The 15,275-nt window shown below is 65.9% G+C and carries 13 protein-coding genes; 8 read left to right on the top strand and 5 right to left on the bottom strand.

Translation table 11 applies throughout. The features are described from left to right. The first annotated feature begins 122 nt into the window (after positions 1-122). Positions 123-1,103 carry a 2-dehydropantoate 2-reductase gene (locus V3328_RS11025; protein ID WP_340329709.1) on the top strand — a complete coding sequence of 327 codons (981 nt, stop codon included), beginning with the start codon at positions 123-125 and terminating at the stop codon, positions 1,101-1,103. Positions 1,104-1,291: 188 nt separating this feature from the next. Here V3328_RS11025 and V3328_RS11020 read toward each other — a convergent pair whose 3' ends face one another. After that, the gene (locus tag V3328_RS11020) at positions 1,292-2,467 is read right to left on the bottom strand and encodes a fumarylacetoacetate hydrolase family protein (RefSeq protein ID WP_340329708.1); all 1,176 of its coding nucleotides are present in this window, start codon (positions 2,465-2,467) and stop codon (positions 1,292-1,294) included. 207 nt (positions 2,468-2,674) lie between these two features. Between V3328_RS11020 and V3328_RS11015 the strand changes: the two genes are divergently transcribed. The 4 genes from V3328_RS11015 to V3328_RS11000 all read left to right on the top strand — a co-directional run bounded on the left by V3328_RS11015 (position 2,675) and on the right by V3328_RS11000 (position 7,329). Then, positions 2,675-4,705 (top strand): oxidoreductase, encoded by a 2,031-nt coding sequence (locus V3328_RS11015; RefSeq protein WP_340329707.1) that lies wholly within the window; start codon positions 2,675-2,677, stop codon positions 4,703-4,705. A 42-nt stretch (positions 4,706-4,747) separates the two neighbouring features. After that, the gene (locus V3328_RS11010; protein WP_340329706.1) at positions 4,748-5,338 is read left to right on the top strand and encodes a carboxymuconolactone decarboxylase family protein; all 591 of its coding nucleotides are present in this window, start codon (positions 4,748-4,750) and stop codon (positions 5,336-5,338) included. 96 nt (positions 5,339-5,434) lie between these two features. Further along, positions 5,435-6,388 carry a methylenetetrahydrofolate reductase gene (locus V3328_RS11005; protein ID WP_340329705.1) on the top strand — a complete coding sequence of 318 codons (954 nt, stop codon included), beginning with the start codon at positions 5,435-5,437 and terminating at the stop codon, positions 6,386-6,388. Between the two features lie 191 nt (positions 6,389-6,579). Further along, positions 6,580-7,329 (top strand): GntR family transcriptional regulator, encoded by a 750-nt coding sequence (locus V3328_RS11000; RefSeq protein WP_340329704.1) that lies wholly within the window; start codon positions 6,580-6,582, stop codon positions 7,327-7,329. A gap of 366 nt (positions 7,330-7,695) precedes the next feature. On the opposite strand, the gene V3328_RS10995 is transcribed toward V3328_RS11000, so the two are convergent. From V3328_RS10995 to V3328_RS10985, 3 genes are all read right to left on the bottom strand, one after another. Further along, complete coding sequence (locus tag V3328_RS10995; protein WP_340329703.1) at positions 7,696-8,976, bottom strand: TRAP transporter large permease; 1,281 nt, start codon at positions 8,974-8,976, stop codon at positions 7,696-7,698. Then, positions 8,976-9,476: a TRAP transporter small permease gene (locus V3328_RS10990; RefSeq protein ID WP_340329702.1), complete on the bottom strand. Its 501-nt coding sequence runs from the start codon at positions 9,474-9,476 to the stop codon at positions 8,976-8,978. The genes V3328_RS10995 and V3328_RS10990 overlap by 1 nt, the downstream gene beginning before the upstream one ends. Before the next feature lie 235 nt (positions 9,477-9,711). Beyond that, entirely contained in the window at positions 9,712-10,692 is a 981-nt protein-coding gene (locus tag V3328_RS10985) for a C4-dicarboxylate TRAP transporter substrate-binding protein (protein ID WP_340329701.1), read from the bottom strand. A gap of 442 nt (positions 10,693-11,134) precedes the next feature. On the opposite strand from V3328_RS10985, the gene V3328_RS10980 reads away from it, so the two are divergent. From V3328_RS10980 to araD, 3 genes are all read left to right on the top strand, one after another. Further along, positions 11,135-11,860, top strand: a complete 726-nt coding sequence (locus V3328_RS10980) for a ribonuclease activity regulator RraA (RefSeq protein WP_340329700.1) — start codon at positions 11,135-11,137, stop codon at positions 11,858-11,860. Between the two features lie 4 nt (positions 11,861-11,864). Continuing rightward, entirely contained in the window at positions 11,865-12,674 is an 810-nt protein-coding gene (locus V3328_RS10975) for an MBL fold metallo-hydrolase (RefSeq protein ID WP_340329699.1), read from the top strand. Positions 12,675-12,897: 223 nt separating this feature from the next. Further along, the gene (araD, locus tag V3328_RS10970; RefSeq protein WP_340329698.1) at positions 12,898-14,619 is read left to right on the top strand and encodes an L-arabinonate dehydratase; all 1,722 of its coding nucleotides are present in this window, start codon (positions 12,898-12,900) and stop codon (positions 14,617-14,619) included. Here the strand turns inward: araD and V3328_RS10965 are convergent. Further along, complete coding sequence (locus V3328_RS10965) at positions 14,616-15,086, bottom strand: DUF1801 domain-containing protein (protein ID WP_340329697.1); 471 nt, start codon at positions 15,084-15,086, stop codon at positions 14,616-14,618. The two genes, araD and V3328_RS10965, sit on opposite strands and share 4 nt — an antisense overlap. Positions 15,087-15,275: the final 189 nt, after the last annotated feature.

The raw sequence follows: 15,275 nt of genomic DNA, 5'->3' as shown, positions 1-15,275 counted from the left end.
TCTAACCCCTCACCCGAATCGCTGGCGCGCTCCGACCTCTCCCAATGGGAGAGGTGGCGGCAAACGCTTTGGCGTGTTGTTGGGAGCGGCCAATACGGATAAGGCGGCGTGGGACGAATGAGATGAAGATCTGCATCTACGGCGCCGGCGCGATCGGCGGGTACATGGGGGCAAAACTTAGCACCGCGGGGGCGGACGTCGGCCTGATCGCGCGCGGGCCGCATCTGGAGGCGATGCGGTCGAAGGGGCTGAGGCTGATCGAGGACGGTGGAAGCGAAACCGTGTCGGTGCGCGCCTCCGAGGACCCCTCGGACCTCGGCGTGCAGGACTACGTGATCATCACGCTGAAGGCGCATTCCGTTCCCGCCATCGTTGACCGCATGCAGCCGCTGCTCGGTCCGCAGACGACGGTGGTTACGGCGGTCAACGGCGTTCCCTGGTGGTACTTCTACAAGCTGGACGGCGACTACGAGGATCGCCGCCTCGAGACCGTCGATCCAGGCAACGTGCAATGGGACGGGATCGGGCCGGAGCGGGTGCTCGGATGCGTCGTCTATCCTGCCGCCGACGTGCCCGAGCCGGGCGTCATCCATCATGTCGAGGGCAACCGGTTTTCCCTCGGCGAACCTTCGGGCGAGAAATCCCAACGGGCCGAGGCACTGGCGAAGGTTCTGTCGGCGTCCGGCCTGCGGGCGCCCGTCCGGCCCCGCATCCGCGACGAGATCTGGGTGAAGCTGTGGGGCAACCTGTCGTTCAACCCGATCAGCGCGCTGACGGGAGCGACGCTGGACGTGCTGTGCACGGATCCCGGCACCCGCGCCGTCGCCCGCGCCATGATGGTCGAGGCGCAGCAGATCGCCGAGACGCTCGGGGTCAAGTTCCCGATCGACGTCGACAGGCGCATCGACGGCGGCGCCGCCGTCGGGGCCCACAAGACGTCGATGCTGCAGGACCTCGAGCGCGGTCGCCCGATGGAGATCGATGCGCTCGTCGGCGCGGTGCAGGAAATGGGAGGGCTGACCGACATCCCGACGCCGACGATCGACACCGTGCTGGCACTGATCAAGCTCAGGGCGCGTGAGGCCGGCTGCTATCCGGCCTGACTTGTACCGGACGTCTGGCGGTTCGCACGGCCCCGGCCGGGCCGGGAAATGGGCACGCGCATTGCGTGTGGAGCATTAATCCGGATTGTTAACGCGGCCCGATAAATCTGTCATCAAAAAATTATAAGTCATTGAATCGGTTGAGTTTACAAAAGGTCTCGTTTCTGAACAAACAGGGTTAACGAACCCTAAATCAGCTTCCGTGCGGCAAGGTTGCGCATCAGCGTAGCGGTGCCGAACGTCCAGGGCTCGGCCTCCGGACAGTGGACGACGCGGTTCGACAGCCTGCCGAGATGCGGCGAGCCGATGGTGACGACGTCTCCGACCTTGTGGGTGAAGCCCTGGCCCGGGGTGTCGCGGTCCTCGATCGGAGCGAACATGGTGCCGAGATAGAGGACGAACCCGTCGGGGTACTGGTGATTGCGGCCAATCGTCTGGGCGACGATGTCGGCCGGATCGCGGCTGATCTGGGCGAGGTCGCTCTCGCCTTTCAGACGGAAGCCGTCCTCTCCCGCAACGTCGAGCGCGATGGTGGCGCTGCGGACGTCGTCCAGGGTGAAGTTGCCGTCGAACAGGCGGATGAACGGGCCGAGCGAGGCGCTGGCATTGTTGTCCTTGGCCTTCGACAGGAGCAGGGCGGAGCGCCCTTCGAAATCGCGCAAGTTTACGTCGTTGCCCAGGCACGCCCCGACGATCGCGCCTGTACTGGCGACGGCGAGCACGACCTCCGGCTCGGGGTTGTTCCAGGTCGAACGCGGATGAATGCCGATTTCGGCAAGATGGCCGACCGCTGCCATCGGCTGGCACTTGGAGAAGACCTCGGCGTCCGGTCCGATGCCGACTTCGAGATATTGCGACCAGGCGCCCTTCTCGATGAGGAAGGCCTTGAGGTTCATCGCCTCCTCGGAACCCGGCACCAGCTTCGACAGGTCGGAGCCGATCGTCTCGCCGATCACCGCGCGGATCTCGGCGGCGCGTTCCGGCTTGCCGGCGGCCTGTTCCTCGATCACCCGCTCCAGCATCGACACCGCGAAGGTCACTCCGGCCGCCTTGACCGCCTGCAGGTCGACCGGCGCGATCAGCCAGGGACGTGCGGAGTCGCGCTGTGCCCGCGGTGTGTTGGCGAGGATATCCGACAGCGCGCCGACTTCATCGCCCGCCGCCGTGCGGGCGACGTCTGCGGGATCCGTCATCTCGCACAGGTCGCGCATCGTCGGGGCGGTCTTCGAGATGTCGACGACCGCTGGGCCACGGACCACGACGACGGACGGACCGGCCATCTCGGGACGCCATGCCCGCCCAACCAGCAAGGCCTCGTCGGAATCGTCTGGCAGGGCGAATGCGGCGGAACTGTCGAGCGTCATCGGATTGCGTTTCCTCAGGCGTGATGATTGCGCAAACAGTTAGCATCGACCGGCGCGGGACGCGATACCGAATGGCCGCGGGCGTGCAATGCCGACGTTGCACGGCGATTTGCAGTGGCCAGGCGGGGCGGCGCTCGACCCGCGGGGGCGGCCATGTTACTGACTGAATGTTCAGTCAATTGCGACCGAAGGTGCGGCGTTGAAGTCATGTCGGAAGCCGGGCGATACGATCTGCTGTTCGAAAGCGTGCGCATCGGGCCGGTGACCGCGCCGAACCGCTTCTACCAGGTGCCGCACTGCACAGGCATGGGCTATGCGCGGCCGCAGACGCTCGCAGCCATGCGCGGCATGAAGGCGGAGGGCGGCTGGGGCGTCGTCTGCACGGAGTACTGCTCCATCGACCAGAGCTCCGACGACACGCCCTATCCCTATGCCACCATCTGGGACGAGGACGACGTCCGCAACCTGTCGCTGATGGCCGATGCGGTTCACGAACATGGCGCGCTCGCCGGGCTCGAGCTCTGGCACGGCGGCAGTTATGTCTCCAATCTCCTGACCCGAGCGCCGACGCTCGGCGTGCGCTCGATGCCGAGCCGCACCGATCCGGTCCAGTCGATGCCGATGGACAGGTCAGACATCCGGGCGCTGCGGGCATCGCACCGCGCCGCCGCCCTGCGTGCCAGGGACGCCGGGTTCGACGTCGTCTACGTCTATCCGACGCACGGCTATCTGCTGGCGGAGTTCCTGTCGCGCAGCCTCAACACCCGGACCGACGAGTACGGCGGCAGTCTGGAGAACCGGGCCCGGCTCGTCCGGGAACTGATCGAGGAAACCTGCGAGGCGGTCGGCGACCGCTGTGCCGTGGCGGTCCGGATGTCGGCCGACGGCCATGGCGAGAACCATCTCGACGCCGACGAGGCGCGCGATCTGATCGGGATGCTCGGTCCGCTGCCGGACCTGTGGGATCTCGTCGTTGCGGAGTATGACGACGAGATGGGCTCCTCGCGGTTCACGCGGGAGGGGGCGCTCGAAGAATCCGTTGCCTATGTCAGGGCGCTGACGGGCAAGCCAGTCGTCAGCGTCGGACGCTTCACCTCGCCGGATACGATGCTGTCCCAGGTCAGGCGCGGCGTGGTCGATTTCGTCGGTGCGGCACGGCCGTCGATTGCCGATCCCTTCCTGCCGACAAAGGTGCGCGAAGGCCGCGGCGAGGATATCCGCGAATGCATCGGCTGCAACATCTGCTACGCCGGCAATACCCGCGGCGCCCCCATCCGCTGCACCCAGAACCCGACGATGGGCGAGGAATGGCGGCGCGGCTGGCATCCCGAGCGCATCGATGCCGCTGGCGAGGGCACCGTCCTGATCGTCGGCGCCGGACCGGCCGGCCTCGAAGCGGCGCACGTGCTCGGCAGGCGCGGCTTCACCGTTTCACTCGCCGACAAGGCCGGCGAGCCGGGCGGCCGCGTGACGCGCGAGAGCCGCCTGCCGGGCCTCGCCGAATGGGCGCGCGTACGCGACTACCGGCTCGGGCAGTTCACCAGGCTGCCGAACGTGTCGCTCTATCTCGGCAGCGAGATGTCGGCCGCCGATGTCGCCGAGTTCGGCGCCGACCACGTCCTGATCGCGACGGGGGCCCGGTGGCGGCGCGACGGGACCGGCCGGTGGCACCAGGCGCCGGTGCCAAGCCTAGATGTCGCCGGCGTGCTGACGCCTGACGACATCATGGAAGGGACAGTTGCGGACGGTCGCATCGTGCTGTTCGACGACGACCACTACTACATGGGACCGGTCCTCGCGGAGCAGCTGGTCGCTTCCGGCGCCAGGGTCACCTACGTGACGACAGAGGGAAGAGCGGGCTCCTGGAGCCATGCCACGCAGGAACTCGTCCCGACCCAGCGCCGCCTGATCGCTCTCGGGGTCGAGATCGTCGTGAGCAAGGCGGTTTCCGGGTTCGATGGCGAGGCCGCAACGCTGGACTGCGTCTATTCCGACGGGCAGTCCCGGATCGCCGCCGATGCCATCGTTCTGGTGACCTCGCGGGAACCGGAGGACTCGCTCTACCATGCCCTGAAACGGGACCGGGCGCTGACCGGCACGCTCCATCGCATCGGTGACTGCGGCCAGCCCTCGATCATTGCCGCAGCGGTCTATTCGGGGCACAAGGCAGGCCGTGAACTGGGACCTGGAACCGCCCCGCCGTCACTGCGCGACAGGGTTGTGGTCGTACCGGCCTGAACCCGCAGGGCGGCGGCAGCCAGACATCACGGGAGAGCGGAAGTGAGCGAGGATCTGCGCGTCGTGCCGTTGCCGCCGTCGGAGTGGGATGAAACGTTGCGGCACATCGTCGACGACATGAACGGGGAGCCGCTCAATGTCCACGCCCTGATGGCCCACCATCCGAAGCTGCTGGAAGCCTGGTGGAACTTCCGCAACTACTCCGTCCAGGGCGGCGACCTCGGCCGGCGCAAGGGCGAACTGGTCATCCTGCGCACCGCGGTCCACCTGAAGGCCTGGTACGAGTGGGCGTCCCATGTCGAGCGCGCCATGGCGTGCGGTATCGCAGCCGACGAGATCGAGCGTGTGAAGCACGGCGCCAGGGCTCCGGGCTGGGAGGAAAGCGAGGCGCTGCTGATCGAGGCGGTGGATGCGCTGGTGACGGAGCGCGCCCTGTCGCCGGGCCTGCAGGCGCGCCTGCGCGAGCACTATTCCGTGCGGCAGGTGATGGATCTGATGGCGATCACCGGCATGTACCTGATCCTCGGCTTCATGATCAACACGTGGGACCTCGACCTCGACCCCCGGATCGCAGCGAAGCTGCCCGATGGGCTCACGAAGGAAGGCTTCCGCTCCGAGTTCCCCCCTGACTGAACGCTGGGCGTGCTTGACTCGTCCTTGCGGAACGCGATCTGAATTCCATTGCACCGAACGGGCAGGATTCGGCGCGTACAAGAGGAAAGACACCCCATGACGCTCGAACAGGGATGGCACGTCGGCACAGGCGAGGGGAAGGACACCACCAGCCGGCTGAAGCAGGTCCTGGAAGCCGGACATTTCGCGATCACCGCCGAAGTGGTCCCGCCGGCCGGAACAGAGGCGCATCTGCTGATGGACAAGGCCCGCGACCTGCACGGGCTGGCCGATGCGGTCAACGTAACCGACGGTGCCGGCGCGCGGGCTCACATGTGCTCGCTGGCGGCGGCTGCGATCCTGCACGAGCATGGCATCGAGCCGATCCTCCAGCTCACCTGCCGCGACCGCAATCGGATTGCGTTGCAGAGCGATCTGCTCGGCGCCGCCGCCCTCGGGATCCGCAACCTTCTCATCCTGCGCGGCGATGACCCGAGCGCTGGAGATCAGCCCGACGCGAAGGCCGTCTTCGATCTCGATTCACGCGCCCTGACCGAAACCGCGATCGGCATCCGCGACCGCAAGGAACTGCCCTCCGGCCGCGCCGTCCAGGGCGACGCTCCGTTCTTCATCGGCGGCGCCGATGCGCCCATCGATCCGCCGGCCGACTGGGAGCCCAAGGGCCTGATGGCCAAGGTCGACGCCGGAACCCAGTTCGTTCAGACGCAGTTCTGCATGGATCCGGAGGTGGTTCGGCGCTACACCGCGCGGCTGGCCGATTTCGGTCTCACCGAGAAGCTTTACGTGCTGATCGGCGTCGCTCCGCTCGCCTCCGCGAAGTCTGCACGCTGGATGAAGGAAAAGCTGTTCGGCGTCACCATTCCCGACGCAATCGTCGATCGCATGGACAAGGCCGGCGATCCGAAGGCCGAGGGGCGGGCGATCTGTGCCGAACTGCTGCAGCAGCTTTCGGAGATTCCCGGCGTTTCCGGCGCCCACATCATGGCGCCGCTCAACGAGTCCTCGATCCCGGAAGTGATAGACCGGTCCGGATTGACGAAGCGGCGGTAGCCGGGGCGGCCTGCGCCGGCCGATCATTCGGTCCGGCAGGGTCATTTCTCGGGTACTTAGGACCACCGAACGCGCGCCTCCGGCACGCCCTTTGGCAGTCCGGCCGCAGCAGACCGCTCCAATGCAGCAGAAGCCAGAGCGGACTATGAAGCACTCCCATATTGATATATTAGTATTCGAGAGCAGTTCAGATGTCCGAGATCGTCGCGCCCATGCTGGAAAGTGCCGAACCGACGCGGCCCGTTGGGGCCGCGGATCCTTTTGCCGACGTGCAGATCGACCGAAAGAAACCGGCGGCCGCCCAGGTCTACGACCAGCTTCGCTCGGCCATCATATCGCTGGCGATCCCGCCGGGCGCCACACTTGCGCGCGCGGTCCTCGCCGAACGCTTCGGCGTGAGCCAGACTCCTGTCCGGGAAGCACTCCTGAGGCTGGAGGAAGAGGGGCTGGTCGACACCTTTCCGCAGTCGGCGACACTGGTCTCGCAGATCGACCTGCAAAGCGTCAGTGAGGCGCAGTTCCTGAGGCTGTCCGTCGAGATGGAAACCGTGCGGATGCTGGCCTGCGGGATTTCGGAACCCGATCTCGAGCCGATCGAGGCGTTGATCGACCGCCAGGAGCAAGACCTGCGGCGGGACGATATTTGGGGCTTCGCCGATACCGACCGGGAAATGCACCGGACCATGCTGCAGATCGCGGGCGTGCCCGGACTGTGGTCGGTGATCCGCAGTCGCAGCGGTCATCTCGACCGGCTGCGCCACCTGCACCTGCCCACGCCCGGCAAGGCGCAAAGCGTCGTCGTCGAGCATCGCGCGATACTGGAGGCAATCAGGAAGGGCGATCCCGGCGCCGCCCAGAATGCGCTGCGCGCCCACCTGTCGGGCACGATTGCCAGCGTCGAGGAACTGCGCGAGCGGTATCCCGGATATCTGAAGGGGTGAGCCCCGGTGCCGGCGAAGCCGGCAGCGAAAGCAGCGCTTTCGCAGGGGCGAACGCCCGAGGCCCGAAGCCGAGGGCCGGGCGGCGGCTGCCAAAGAAACGATTGTCCGCGCCATCGGGGGCACCGAACGCCGGCATCGAGCCGACCTTCGGCGCCGGGTACCCCCCTCTCCATCTCTCCCCCACAAAGGGGGGAGAGGGATTGTCTGAGCATCCGCCCGTCGTGTTCGATGGCCCGGTGCCGGCTGCCCCCATCAAAGTTGGCAGCATTGCTCGAACGCTGCACCTTGCGCCCCTCTCCCCCCTTGTGGGGGAGAGGTGGAGAGGGGGGTAGGCGCCCAAAGGGCGCCTCGTCTTAAGCGCCGCCCCTACATCAGCAGGTCCGGCAGCAGCAGAACCGTCTGAGGGATCATTGCCATGACCAGGAACAGGATCACCATGGCGACGATGAACGGCCAGGAGGCGCGTACGAACTGGCCGAAGCTGACCTTCAGGATGCCGCAGACCGTGTACATGATCACGCCGATCGGCGGCGTGTTGCCGCCGAAGGTGATCAGGACCGTCATGATCACGCCGACGTGGACGGGATCGAAGCCCTGGGCGACCAGCGAGGGCAGGAGCAGCGGAGTCAGGAGAAGCACGTTCACGGTCGCTTCCATGATCATGCCCGCGACGAACAGCGCCGCCAGCACGATCAGCAGTGTCAGGTAGGCGCTGCCGCCGAGGTCCGCGAGCCCTTGGGTAATTTCCTGCGGGGCCTGCTCGATGATGAAGGCATGCCCGACCACCGCCGACAGGATGATGATCAGCATCACCATGCCGATGTCGACGACCGAGTGGTTCAGCGCCTGGACGAAGTCCTTCCAGCTCATTTCCCGATAGATGAAGACGCCGACGGCGAGCGCGTAGGCGACGACGACGGCGCCCGCCTCCGTGGCGGTAAAGAAGCCGAAGCGGAATCCTGCGAGCAGGAAGACCGGGAACATCAGCGCCCAGAAGCAGCGGCGGAAGCTTTGTGCGACTTCCCGCCTCGACGGCAGTTCCGGAAGCTCGGGCCGGTAGCCGCTCTTCTTCGCCACCATCCGGGTCACGACCATCAGGGTCGCCGTCATCAGGATGCCGGGCACGACGCCGCCGAGCAGCAGCCGGCCGATCGACACCTCGTTTACGAAGCCGAACAGGATCAGGCCGATCGACGGTGGAATGGTGGCGGTTATGACCGACGAGAAGGCGATCACGCTGGCGGTGAAGCCTTTCGAGTAGCCGCGCTCGATCATGGTGGGGCCGAGCAGGCGGGCTTCCATCGCGGCATCGGCGACGGCGGCGCCCGAGATGCCGCCCATGAGTGCCGACAGCACGATCGAGACCTGGGCGAGACCGCCGATCATCCAGCCCGTCAGCAGGCGAGAGAACTCGAGCAGGCGAACCGTGATGCCGGTCGTGTTCATCAGGTTACCCGCGAGGATGAAGAACGGCACGGCGAGCAGCGGGTAGGAAAGGGTGACCCCGTACATACGCTGCAGGGCGACCGTCGGCGGCATGTAGTCGCTGACCAGGAAGACCGGGATCGAGGCGAGCGCCAGGGCGAATGCGACGGGAATGTTGATGAACAGGAGAACGAAAAAGATGACGCCGACGAGAATGAGCATCACATGACGTCCCGCGAGCGGTGGGTCTCTTCCGAGCCGTGTGCGGTCCACCGCAGGATGGTCTGTTCGAGAAGCGTGATGAACATCAGCGCGAACCCGACCGGCAGGGCGGCGGTGGCCAGGCCTTCGCTGATACCCGTCATCGGCAGCGGCCGCAGGCTCTTCATCTCGGCGAACCGGAGACCGTGCCAGGCAAGAAATCCGAGCAGGGCCATCACGACGAGGCCGTTAAACGTCTCGAGCAGGCGACGCGCCCGTTTCGACAGCAGGTCGGCAATCGCCGGAACGCTGAAATGGCCGTAGTTCTGCAACGTCACGTCGGCCGCCAGCAGGCACAGCCAGACGAACATCGCCTGGGTCACCTCGATCGCCCAGATGACCGGATGGCCGAAGTAGCGGCCGGCCGTGGCAATGAAGACGAGCACGAATATCGAGAGCAGCAGGCTAGCCGCGACGCCGCGCTCGACGCGCCGCAGCCAGAAAAGCAGCGTCCTGATCATGACAACCTCGCGCCCGGCCTTGCCGCATCGTACCGCATGTACGGGGAAGTCGGGCATCCGTGGGGCAGATCGGCTCGCGGCCCGATCTTCGGTGACGGAATGTTCATCGGGCGGGCCTGCGTCCGGCTAATCGCGCTTCTTCGGGTGGCCGGTCGGCCTGCCTGCGCCTGACCCGGTATCGCCGAGCGCTTCGCGGAACGCTCCACGCGGTCGGCCCGCGTGGAGCGCATCGACGCTACTGCTTGCCCATCGTCTTCTTGGTCTCGGTGATCATCTCGGTGAGGCCGAGTTTCTCGTAGACAGGCTGCACGGCTTCGCGGAACGGCGCGGTATCGATCTTGTGGACCTTCACGCCTTCCTTCTCGATATCGGCGAAGATCTTGCTTTCCTGGTCGACATTCGACTGCAGCACCGCGGCCCCCGCCTTCCGGGCTTCTTCCTCGACGATTGTGCGCAGATCCTCAGGCAGCGAGGCGAGCCACTTCGCGCTGACCAGCAGGCCGCTCATCAGGTAGATATGCTCGGTGACGGTGACGTCGCTGACGACCTCGTAGAGCTTGGCGCCCCAGATCGCCGACGGCTGCGCTTCGGCACCGTCGATGACGCCGGTCTGCAGCGAGGGATAGACCTCGGCCCAGGCGAGCGGCGTCGGAACCGCGCCCATGGCGCCGATCGTCTCGATCCACAGCGGCTGCCCGATCGTGCGCACCCGCACGCCTTCCAGGTCCGCCGGCGTCGATATCGGCTTCTTGGTCAGCATGTTGCGGGCGCCTTGATACCAGTTGAAGGATAGCAGCGTGAGGCCCGTCTTCTCCTCCAGCTCCTTGTTCCAGGCGGCGAAGGTCGGCGAATCGACGAGGTCGACAAGTTCGTTGACGCTGTCGAACACGTAGGGGGCGACGAGCACGTTGAACTGCGGCACGAACACAGAGACGCGGGAGGCCTCGACGAAGGTGCCGACGTTGGCGCCGGCCTGCGCCTGGTCCATCATGTCCTGTGTGTCGCCGAGCTGCGAACTCGGGAAGATCTGCACCTCGACCTTGCCGCCGGTCCGTTCCTCGACAGCCTTCTTCATCGCTTCGGCGCCCACGACCAGCGGGTCGCCCGGTGCGAGCACCGTGCCGAGCCGCAAGGTGTAGTCCGCCGCATTGGCCGACATCGGTGCCGTCGCCATTACGAGCAGTGCAGCGCGGCAAAAGACTCCTGATATGCGCATGTCGTCCTCCCTTTAGGATGGGCGCCTTTCGCGGAGCGGGCCACGATCGGGCGCTGCGGGAAACGCCGGATTTCCGACGGTTACCCTGTTTCCTCGATTGTCCCCGATCTGATTTCCGCAGCAGCCACGCCGCCGATGGCCGGGGTCCACGACCGCGCCATCCGGTTGACGCGACCAGCTTGAATATTAATATATTAGTGTCTCGTTACGTCAAGGCGGTATTGCGCATCGAGCGCCGCTGCGGCATCCAGACGACAATGTATACGGGAGCCGCCGCGAAGGGTGGCCGATGAGGAGACGCTCGTGACTGCACCATTGCCCGGACCAGACGGGGGCGCTTCCAGCGTGCGTGCTGCTATGGTGCAGTTCCCGGGAGAACCGGCCGGTGCGACCGGCCGGACCGGGGCGTGGACCGCGAGACCAAACCGGGGCGAAGAATGACATGACGCAATCGAGCAGCCTGACCGACGGGAACCGTGAGAAACTGCGGGGCGTCAGCACCGCGACCCTGACCACCGCCTTGTTCAAGCGTGGTTTGCGCAACACATTCATGCAGGGCCCGATCCGGATCAATCCGGGCGCCAATCTGGTTGGCGAGGCCTATACGCTGCGCTACATCCCGGCGCGCGAGGACATCGACACGATCGACGTGTTCCTCGATCCCGCACATCCGCAGCGCAAGGGCATTGAGGCCTGCCCGCCCGGCCATGTGATGGTCATCGATTCCCGCGGTGACGCCGAGGCGGCGTCCGCCGGCGGCATTCTGATCACCCGATTGATGGTGCGCGGCGTCGCCGGAATAGTCACCGACGGCGGCTTTCGCGACACGCCGGAGATCGCCGCCATGGCGATCCCGGCCTACCACGCGAAGCCGTCGGCGCCGACGAACCTCGTGAGAAACCACGCCGTCGATCTGAACGTACCGATCGGCTGCGGCAAGGTCCCGGTCTACCCCGGCGACATCGTCGTGGGCGACGGCGAGGGCGTGGTCGTGATTCCCGCGCATCTGGCCAACGAGATCGCCGAGGAAGCCCACGAGATGACCGCCTACGAGGACTTCGTCACCGAGCGTGTGCAGAACGGTCAGTCCATCGTCGGGCTTTATCCCGCGACCGACAAATCGAACCTCGAGGCCTTCGCCGCATGGCGCAAGAAGAAGGGGCGATAGGCGCATGTCCGCGTTGATGCAGGATATCGACGCGTTCGACGTGCCAGCCCGCGGCATCGCGATCTGGTTCCTCGGCCAGAACGGCTGGGTGATCAAGTCGCCGGGCGGCACGACGATTGCCGTCGACCCCTACCTGTCCGACATCAACGCGGGTCGTCGTCCGGGCATCGACAGCGCGCGACGCCTTCCGATCTTCATCGATCCCGAAAACCTGAAGGTCGACCTGTTCCTGTGCACCCACAGCCATATCGACCATGCCTGCCCGGTCACCATCGAGGGCAGTCACAAGGCTGGTACGACACGGTTCGCGGGGCCGGCGGAAACCCAGGCGGTCTTCGCCAGGGCGGGGGTCGGCGAGGCCGAGCGCGAGGTCACCTTTCCCAACCAGGTGTTCGCCATCGGCGACATCACCATCACCGGCACCTATGCATTGCCGACCGACGACACCGATCTCAACCACATGGGTTTCGTCTTCCAGGTCGACGGCGGCCCGCGTTTCTACGTCACCGGCGATTCCGCCCCGGTGGGGTTGCTGCGATACGCAAGGAAGTTCGAGCCCCAGCTGATGGCGGTCTGCATCAACGGCGGCTTCTCCAACCTCAGCCACTGGGAAGCCGCCGAACTCGTCCGAGAGGTGGACCCGGAGCTCGCCTTCCCGTGCCACTACGACATGTTTGCCGACAATACCTGTCCGCCGCACATGTTCCGCGCTTCGCTGACCATCCAGGGCGTCGGCGAAAAGTACCGGCTGCCCGAATACGAGACGCCGTTCGTGTACGTCATGGGCGAGGGAGGACGCGGATGGTCGGGATGAGCGTTGAGGCGAGGTCTTGCCTATCCATCGTCATCCCGGAAGCCGCAAGGCGGCTATCCGGGAGCGGGGAGCCGAGGCAGGTGCGGTCGCTCTCCGATCCCGGCTCTGCGCGCTACCGCGCTTCGGCCGGGATGACGGCGGAGAGGGGAGAGCGCGACGATGGCCCGGCGCCGCCCCCGAAAGCGGCGGCTGTTCGGACGGAACTTGCTAGAGGAACCCAGACTTGAAGAAGAAGCCGGAAGAACTGCGCAGCCACCGCTGGTTCGGCGTCCAGGACCTCAGGGCCTTCGGGCATCGTTCCCGGATGCTGCAGATGGGTTACCGCCACGAGGAGTTCGTCGGCAAGCCCATCGTCGGCATCGTCAACACCTGGAGCGGCATCAATCCCTGCCACTTCCATTTCCAGGCCCGCGTCGAGGACGTGAAGCGGGGCATAATCCAGGCCGGCGGCTTTCCCGTCGAACTGCCGGCGCTGTCGCTGTCGGAGCCGATGGTCAAGCCCACGACGATGCTCTACCGCAACCTGCTGGCGATGGAGACCGAGGAACTGCTGCGCTCGCATCCGATTGACGGCGCCGTGCTGATGGGCGGCTGCGACAAGACCACGCCGGCGCTGCTGATGGGCGCGATCTCGATGGATATCCCGGCGATATTCCTGCCGGCCGGGCCCATGCTGCGCGGCAACTGGAAGGGCAAGGTGCTGGGGTCGGGTTCGGACGTCTGGAAGTACTGGGCCGAAAAGACGGCCGGGAACATCAGCGACGCCCAGTGGAAGGAGATGGAGGCCGGGATCGCCCGCTCCTTCGGCCATTGCATGACGATGGGCACGGCATCGACCCTGACGGCGCTGGCGGAATCCCTCGGGTTCACCCTGCCGGGCGCAAGCTCCATCCCCGCACCGGATGCCAGCCACCCGCGCATGGCGTCGGCCACCGGCGAAATGGCCGTCGAGATGATCTGGTCAGACCGCAAGCCCTCGGACATCCTCAGCCGCGGCTCCTTCGACAACGCCCTGATGACCCAGATGGGGCTCGGCGGCTCGACCAATGCGATCATCCACCTGATCGCCCTGGCGCGCCGCGCCGGCGTACCGCTCGATCTTGCCGACATCGACGAGGCGTCGCGCGAGATGCCGGTGACCGTGAACCTGCAGCCTTCGGGCAGCAAGCTGATGGAAGACTTCTACTATGCCGGTGGCCTGCCCGGCTTCCTCTCCACGATCCGCGATAAGCTGAAGCTGGACGCGGCGACCGTGAACGGCCGTACCCTCGGCGAGAACATCGCCGACGCCGAAGTCTATGACGACGACGTCATTCGTCCGCTCAACCGGCCTGTGTATGCCGCCGGTGCGACCGCGGTGCTGTTCGGAAACCTGGCGCCGGAAGGCTGCGTCATGAAGCCGTCGGCGGCCGATCCGCGACTGCTCAGGCATGAGGGGCCGGCGCTGGTCTTCCGCGACTACAACGAGATGGCGGCCCAGATAAATCGTGACGATCTCGACGTCACTGCGGACACGGTGCTGGTCCTGCAGAACGCGGGCCCGGTCGGCGGCCCCGGCATGCCGGAATGGGGCATGCTGCCGCTGCCGAAGAAGCTGCTGGAGCAGGGCGTCCGCGACATGCTGCGGATTTCCGACGCCCGCATGAGCGGCACCAGCTACGGCGCCTGCATACTTCACGTCTCGCCCGAATCCCACATCGGCGGGCCACTGGCGGCCGTCCGAACGGGAGACATCATTTCCGTGGACGTCGAGAATCGCCAGATCGAGGTCAAATTGACCGACGCGGAAATTGCCGCGCGGCTCGCCGAGTGGCAGCCGCCGGACCGGGACTATCCGCGCGGCTACAACCATATGTTCGCCCGCCATGTCGGCCAGGCTCACGAAGGCTGCGACTTCGACTTCCTCGATGGCAGGAAGGGCGTTCCGGAGCCCGAGATCCACTAGGGACGCCAGCCTGGAAGTGCTGCCGCCTGCCGGATCCAGTCTTCCATTTGCGCCTCGTCGAACGCATCGTCCTCGTAGATGTCGATCCAACGCGCGTCCTTGCTGCGCTCGGTTCCTCCGGGCGGCACCGGTCGAAGGGACAGTCCGTTGAAGAACGTGACTTTGACGTAGCGGGTGAACACGTGGAACGAGAGGAACCAGCCCTGGTCTTCGACGCCATAGAAGGGGGAGTTCCATCTGATCGCCTTTTGCACGCAAGGCACGGTCTGCACGATCAGCGCATCGAGGCGAACGCCAAGCCCGTTCGTCCAGCCTGGCATTGCGGCAATGTAGGCCTGGACCGGAGCATCGCCGTCTCCCTTCGGGATCTGCGGATTGCCTCCCGACAAGAGAACGACGGTCTTCCCGTCCCCGGCTCCCGAGGGTTGCCTGTCTCCGTTGCCTGTTCCGGACTTCTCCCCGGCCATGCACTGTTCCTCGCTACGTGACGTTGCTGCCGAACCGGCACGTTTGCCTGGTCGAGATCGCGATTCGTCGCCAGGTGATCATTCCGAGTTGGCAGGACGGTGGCGGCGACGTCAATCGATTGCCTTTGCGCAATCCCCTCTCGTATGACTGGAAGTATTCACCTCGGACGGCGAGGCTGAAGATTGCCG

It is taken from the genome of Microbaculum marinum (genome assembly GCF_037855135.1).
In the GTDB taxonomy this organism is placed as follows: Bacteria; Pseudomonadota; Alphaproteobacteria; order Rhizobiales; family Tepidamorphaceae; genus Microbaculum; species Microbaculum marinum.
The sequence above is the reverse complement of the archived record's forward strand: the minus strand, read 5'-3'. Positions and strand labels throughout refer to the sequence as shown.